This is a genomic window from Xanthomonas bromi, from assembly GCF_900092025.1.
Lineage (GTDB): Bacteria > Pseudomonadota > Gammaproteobacteria > Xanthomonadales > Xanthomonadaceae > Xanthomonas > Xanthomonas bromi.
Map to the genome: position 1 here is coordinate 1 of NZ_FLTX01000104.1, position 6,326 is coordinate 6,326.

The following is a 6,326-nucleotide window of genomic DNA, read 5'->3' on the forward strand; positions in this document are numbered from 1 at the left end:
CCCTAATTCGCGGGTGGGAGAAACACGGCAGTCGCTGAGTGGACGCGTATAGCTTTTCTTTGAGGGGAAATAACACGTCAGCTGCGGGGCTTCGTACTTGTCGCTCCAATAAATCGCCCAGTCGCTGATTTGCGCGGTCTTATCCTCGCCGCCCATCTGGATCGATACCATACTTCTCTCATCTCCTGTATGGACGACATCCGGATGCCCCCGCCGAACATCAAATGCCGTTATTTCTCCACCAGGAAACATATTGCCATCATTCTCCTAGGGCGGACAGACGGCTTATGAAATCGATCACTTCTCGGTTTTTCTGCCAGCATGTCACGATCGAACGACGATCCTCTTGTGCATCGCTGGCGTGCTGTGGGCCACCAAGGCAGCGGCCAGGCACTGTATGGTCGAGTCGCCGAACTTTTGCGGCAGTCAAGCAACGTTATCCCCCCGCTTCTCATCCGAAGGACTTTCCCTGGGCAACGGCCTTCATGGCGTTCAACCGCCTTACACAACCAGCGGCGATTTTTCAAATCCGCTGGTCATTGTCTTTGAAGGATGTTAACTCACTCCCACTCGATTATCTATAAGCTTAAAAACTAATTTAACAGCAACAACTTACGTTTCTGCACCCCATCAATGCCACGAAAAGCGCCATACTCAGATCAAGAGGATGAACGCTGCCTGCGCCGGTGCCGGGCAATGGCATCTTCCAGAGGCTCGCCGGGCCGCCATCCGTAAAGGTCGCGGATGCTCTGCGTTCTGGCATGGCCGGGGGGCTTGAACTCGTAGCCGGCAGCGGCCATCTCCGTGGCCATTTCCTCGGTGATGAAGAACGGTTCGTTTTCTTCGTGCAGTTTCATGCTGACACCATAGCGACGTTTTAAAAACCAGAAGCCTATCCACCGCTCTCTCAGCCGATCAGTCAAGATCCTCCGGCCGGCTCCAGCACACGGCGCGCCACAATAGCCTTGAACAGATTGCCGGCCCGATCATCGATGAGTTCGATCTGCGGCCATGCCCGCAGTGAGCGCAGAAGGCCGCTACCCAATCCGCGATAAGGCAGGAGCTTGGCGGCAAAGGACGCCAGGATGGGGTTGCGCATATTGGAGTTGCCGGCCTTGATGTTCTCGATCGTCAGGTTGTTAGGTAGGTGGCCGGGGCTGATGATTTCGATCCGATCCGCAAACACCAGTACGCGGATCGGCGCGCTGACGAAGTAGTCGCGGTGAATGAGGGCGTTGGCGACCAGCTCTTCCCAGACGATGCGGGGAATCTCAGGCTGCCCCTGGGAGTTGAAGCCCTGCTCGCCCTGCGCGGCGCGGGTGTTGGCGACAATAAAGCCCAGCGTCTGCTGGAACACGTCAGCCAGCTTGCCGGCGATGTCGCGACTGTCGATGTAGCGTTCGTCCTCAATCTGGGTGCCGACAAAGGCGACGGCCTTGACGATGAAGGCGGGTAGCGCGTATTGCGGTGATTTGGCGAACAGCAGACCTCCCGCCACGTTGAGCTGCCCCTGGTTCATCAGGTTCATGTTGGTCAGCAACTGCGGCAGCGCCTGGTTATGCTGGGCGAGCGGCTCACCGAATTGCTGCTCGAAGAAGGTTTCGAAATAGGGCATGTCCACATCGCCCGCGCTCAAGCCCGCCACAGGCGTTTCGTCGGCGTGCACCAAACCCGCCTGCTGGAACAGGCGCTGCAATTCCTCGCGCGAGGTGGCGCGGCGCTTGTCCGATCCATTCTTCACCCAAATCGCGCCGTTCTTGTCCATGTAGGGTTTGTTGATACCTTCAGCGATGGAGAGCACCAGCACCGTGCCTGCCGGGTGGGGCACGTTTTCCGTGAGCGGGTTCACGGCGGGACGCACGACCTGTGAGGCCACGTTGGCAATGAGCATGTTGAGACGAGCAACGTCGGCGCCGGATAGGCCGCGCACCGAACCGTCGTCGTTCACACCAATAAAAATGCGACCACCAGCGGTGTTGCTGAAGGCAACGATCTCTGCTGCCAAGGCGTCGGCATTGTTCATGTCCGTTTTGAACTGCTGCCGACTGTCCTCGCCCCGGCTGAGCAGGTCGATCAGCTCTGTGGTTTCCATAGGTTGTAGACCTCTTTGCGACGGTTGAAGGCTTCCTGGCCTCCTTCCATGATGTTGATGATGGCGTCCTGCACCGGGCGGGCGTCGATGCTGCCGCTTCGCGTGGCGACCTTCTCGTCCTGGTATTGGCAGGCGTGCACCTGTTCCGCGTCACCCAGCACCGGGAAGTTGGCGTTGTGGGTGGCGAAGATGAACTGGGCGTGAGGCTTCATTTCCCGTAGCAGCTTGATCACATCGTCGTAGATGGTCTGGTTGTCCAGATCGTCTTCCGGTTGATCGATGATGATCACGTCGTTCTGGCGTTGGCTGAGCACGTACAGCAACAGCGCCGAAGCGCGCTGCCCGAGAGAGTGGTGCTTCAACTCTTTGCCGCGATAGCGGATGACGAAGCGGTTGGGCACCTGCCAGGTGACGAACTCGATCAGGTTCTGCATGAAGGTCTTTTCGAAGACCTCGGGGGTGCTGCCGGCCTTAGTCAAGACTCCAGGCAGGGCACGCAGGAGGCCGCCGAAATCGGCATAGTCCTCCATCACTGCGCGCAGCGTGGTTTCGCGGATGTTGCTGCCCTTGAAGAGCTGCTGCATGAAGCTGATGGCGGCTTCCTTGTCGCCCTTGAAGTCCGCTTCGATCTGCAGGGCTGTGTGGCCAGCGTTCACGCGGTCCAGCTCCACCTTGATGGTGTTGAACTCGCGCAACCATAGTTCATTGAGTTTGTCGATCTCGGCAAACAGCGCGTCGCGGATGCTGGTTTGCTGTGATTCCTGCTTGGCCAGCGCCTGCAGCATTTGCTCCGCCTTGGTTTTGCGCTGTTGCTGGGCCAAGAAGTCGTCCGGCTGAATGGCAGTCATGCCGGTTTGCTTGAGTTCCTGAGCTAGTTGGCGCTCGACTTGTGCGAACTCCTCCTGAAGGCTCCTGCTTGCGCCTTCAAATTCGCCCTGTTTAGTCTTGAGGCGAGCTGCAATGACATGCGCTTCGCGCTCGATCTGCTTGAGCTGATCGACCTTGGCCACGAGGTTGGAGAACTCGGCGTAGTAGGCCCTGAAGAAATCCGGGTTCTGCTTGGAAACGTAGCTCGTTGCGTTCCGCAGCTCGTCCTCATGCTCGGCAATCAGACTGCCTAGAGCAAGGATGAAGCTGTTTGTCCGCTCCATCATGCGCGCGAGCGCTGTGGCGTCCTGCTGGAAGCCAAGTCGCTTTTGGAGCTTATCGGCGACACCGTGCTCCGCGAATTTGGTCAGACGAAAGTTGGCATCGGCGAGTTGGGTCTCAAAATCGCGCTTCTGTTCAGCGGTGTTGCTCAATTTGAGCCAGCGCTGAGCGGCTTCGCGCACGCGCTGGCGCTGGGCTTCGATTTCGTCACGCAGCACCCGCAGTTTCTCGCCAACCAGCTTTTCCACCAGATCAGTCTCGAAGCCTTCGCCGGTGCTGGAGAGGTCCTTCTGACCAAAATAGATCGGGCGACGCAGTACCGTCTCTCGGATCGATACGCCGGGCTGCAACTTGCCGCCCAAGTAGACGTTCGGCGCTTCGCGGAAGATACGGGAGATGGTGAATTCCTGACCATACACATCGCAGGCCGTCAACGTCACCTTGCCGCCGCTGCCGAGGGTATGGCGGATCAACTCGTCCTTGTACTTGGTGTCCTGCGCCTTCTCGCCGCGTGGAATGTCGAGGGCGTAGCGCACTGCCTCCAGGATGGATGATTTGCCGCTTCCTCGGATGCCGATCAACGTGTTGAGTTCGGAAGAAAAATGCAGCAGTTGCCCATCGAGGATGCCGCCGTCGAAGCGGATGCTGCGGATGTGCGACGCTAGATGCTTGGGCGGCTCCATAGCTACCCGCCCAGCGGGATCGCTCAAGGCAAACTTGACCGCCACGAAGGACAGCTCGCCCAACTTCAGGTAGCTGGCTTTGCCCCGACCGATTTCATCGACACACTTGGGGTCGCTGCCTTCCAGTTCGGCGGGGTACCAGCTCTGCAGCCAGCTTTGAATCTTGGTGCGGCAGGGTTTGTCTTTGCCTGCGCCGTCGTGCGTGCGTACCTTCTGAAAAGCCAGCGTTCTGCGCCGGAAGAACTCGTTTTGCCCCAACTCAGTCAGTCGGCCGCCATCAAGCTCCGCCCACAAGCCACTCGGGGCTTCGACGTGGGCGAAGACAAGGAAGAAGTCCCGGTGATAGCCTTCCAGCTTCTTAATAGTCTCCAGAAGCGACCAAGAGGTGCGCCCGTTCTCCTGCTCATATTGCGCGGGAGTTTTGCCTTCGAATGCGCTGGTCAGGAACGGGTTTATGTAGTTGTGTTCATCAATCCATTCTTCGGAGAACACAACAAGCGTGTGGATGCCATTAGCCCCATCATTGACCGACAACTCGACTCCTGGCAACAGCGCAATGCCCTTCTTCTGGGCCGTCTTGCGCAGTGCTTTGAATTCATCGAAGTCGAACTTGTTGTGATTGGTGATGACGCCCAGTCGGATGCCCGCTTTCTCCAACGCATCCACATAGTTGCTGTTGTAGAAGTTGTCATCGCCCGTGTACTTGAATTCGCGGTCCGCTCGGGTGTGCAGATGAAAATCAGCGCGGATCCACCGCGCCCCGTCAGCAAAGACGACGGATCGAGCCCCTGACTGATTTTGTCGCAGACTTTCCATCATGGTTCATCCTTATGGTGAGTCCGCGCGCACCCCATCGCACGGCTGCTGCTGTTCGATGGTTTGCTCATGTCTTGTCCTGCGTTTTCTCGGCTATCTGCGAGGCAATCCAGCGATCCAACTCACTGCGACGAAACCGCCAGGTTCCGCCCAGCTTGAATCCCGGTATATCCCCCTGCTGGACCAGTCGGTAAACAGTCTTTTTCCCTGCCTTGAGGTAGACCGCTACTTCGTCCAGCGTGAGAATTTCGCTATCAGGTTGGTTCATGTCTAGCGGCTCGCTTGGTGTCGCGCGGCGAAGTCTTCCAAAGTTTGGCCAAGTTTACCATCTGTTCCACCCAAATGAACCCTGAATCCCGTGTGCGCAATGCCATAGATTCGGCCGGCGCCATGCGGTGCGGCAGGCTCGCGGCACCGGCTCGATGTCAAGCCCATGTGCATTAGCCACCAGGTCGTAGATGGTTTACGCCAAGAAGGTGTCGGCTTGTCTTTTTCCGGGGAAAACATACAACGTAGTAACCTTTGGTCTTCACAGCCATGCTCACTGCGGCCTCATCTGGACGAGACGGGCTAGGCAAATCAGCGTGAGGTGTGCGATGGGCAGGAAGGAAACCGAGGAAGCAATTGCAGACAGCCGCGCCGGCCACGTTTCGGAACGTTTTTCCACGGTTGCCGAGCTGCTAACCAACCTGAGCGCTGACGACACGCCTAACGTTCTCCAGGGCAGCGCCAACGCCTATGCCGCCCCCAACTATCCCGACGCCGATGAAATGCTGCTCAAGGCCCGGCTCGTCACGAAGATAGGTGAGGCCATCAAGGCGCGACATTTGTCGGCCGAGCAAGCGGCTACGCTTTTCGGATTGACGCTGGCCGCGCTGCACGAGCTGCTTAACGGCCGCTTTCGCGTGCAATCGGTCAATGACTTGGAGCGCTTGGCATCCCTGATTGATGAGACCAGTCGATGACAGGCTCGAAGAACCTGGAAAACTGGCTGCATGAGAAGGTCGGCCCGGCCTATGACGCCTTGAAGGCCGACCCGGCCCGCGCCGTCACGCCTGGCCAGGTGCGCTGCACCCTGGCCCAGCTGCTGGCCGAAGCCGCCGGCGTGTATCCGCTGCCGCCGGAACAACGCGAATGGGTAGATGTGCCGCCCGTTGGACGTGAGCTGACGCCTTTCGACCTGGCCGATACGCTGACCTCGGCTGTGAATTCCAGCCAATTACGCGACTTTCCAGCTATTAACGAGACTGTTCGCTCAACCAACCCGAGAAGCTCGGACTCACGGCCTCGGAGCGGTCTATTGCCGCTTGGATGCGCGGATTTGCACCCCCTCCCCAGCCACCTCCGTATGGTTTAGTGGGGATTGGTTTAGCTTGGTGATCTGTCTTCTCCTGCCAAGCCCTTATGACCGATCCCCGCTGCGCAATGACAGGCGTCGAACTCCAGCACGGCGATGGCATCTGGGACGACGGGGAATGGCTCAGCTGGGATCGGTGTGGCCTACGCCGACGGTGGCCAGTTCGGCAAGACGGTACCCATGCCCACGATGAGGGTCGGCGGGGATTCGTGCAAAAAAGCCAAAAGTA

6 protein-coding genes are annotated in these 6,326 nt (G+C 58.4%); 2 read left to right on the top strand and 4 right to left on the bottom strand.

Annotated features, from left to right (window positions below):
* Positions 1 to 659 precede the first annotated feature (659 nt).
* The 4 genes from XBLMG947_RS20515 to mads1 form a co-directional block, all read right to left on the bottom strand.
* Positions 660 to 857: a transcriptional regulator gene (locus XBLMG947_RS20515; RefSeq protein ID WP_065470369.1), complete on the bottom strand. Its 198-nt coding sequence runs from the start codon at positions 855 to 857 to the stop codon at positions 660 to 662.
* Positions 858 to 919: 62 nt separating this feature from the next.
* Positions 920 to 2,092: an RNA-binding domain-containing protein gene (locus XBLMG947_RS20520; protein WP_065470370.1), complete on the bottom strand. Its 1,173-nt coding sequence runs from the start codon at positions 2,090 to 2,092 to the stop codon at positions 920 to 922.
* On the bottom strand, positions 2,074 to 4,743 hold the full coding sequence (locus XBLMG947_RS20525) for a TrlF family AAA-like ATPase (protein ID WP_065470371.1): 2,670 nt from the start codon (positions 4,741 to 4,743) through the stop codon (positions 2,074 to 2,076). Before XBLMG947_RS20525 ends, XBLMG947_RS20520 begins: the two co-directional genes overlap by 19 nt.
* A 64-nt stretch (positions 4,744 to 4,807) precedes the next feature.
* Complete coding sequence (gene mads1, locus XBLMG947_RS20530) at positions 4,808 to 5,008, bottom strand: methylation-associated defense system helix-turn-helix domain-containing protein MAD1 (protein WP_065470372.1); 201 nt, start codon at positions 5,006 to 5,008, stop codon at positions 4,808 to 4,810.
* A 328-nt stretch (positions 5,009 to 5,336) separates the two neighbouring features.
* On the opposite strand from mads1, the gene XBLMG947_RS20535 reads away from it, so the two are divergent.
* Together XBLMG947_RS20535 and XBLMG947_RS23885 are read left to right on the top strand one after the other, a co-directional pair.
* Complete coding sequence (locus XBLMG947_RS20535; RefSeq protein ID WP_065470373.1) at positions 5,337 to 5,705, top strand: XRE family transcriptional regulator; 369 nt, start codon at positions 5,337 to 5,339, stop codon at positions 5,703 to 5,705.
* Complete coding sequence (locus tag XBLMG947_RS23885) at positions 5,702 to 6,097, top strand: transcriptional regulator (protein WP_104537007.1); 396 nt, start codon at positions 5,702 to 5,704, stop codon at positions 6,095 to 6,097. Before XBLMG947_RS20535 ends, XBLMG947_RS23885 begins: the two co-directional genes overlap by 4 nt.
* Positions 6,098 to 6,326: the final 229 nt, after the last annotated feature.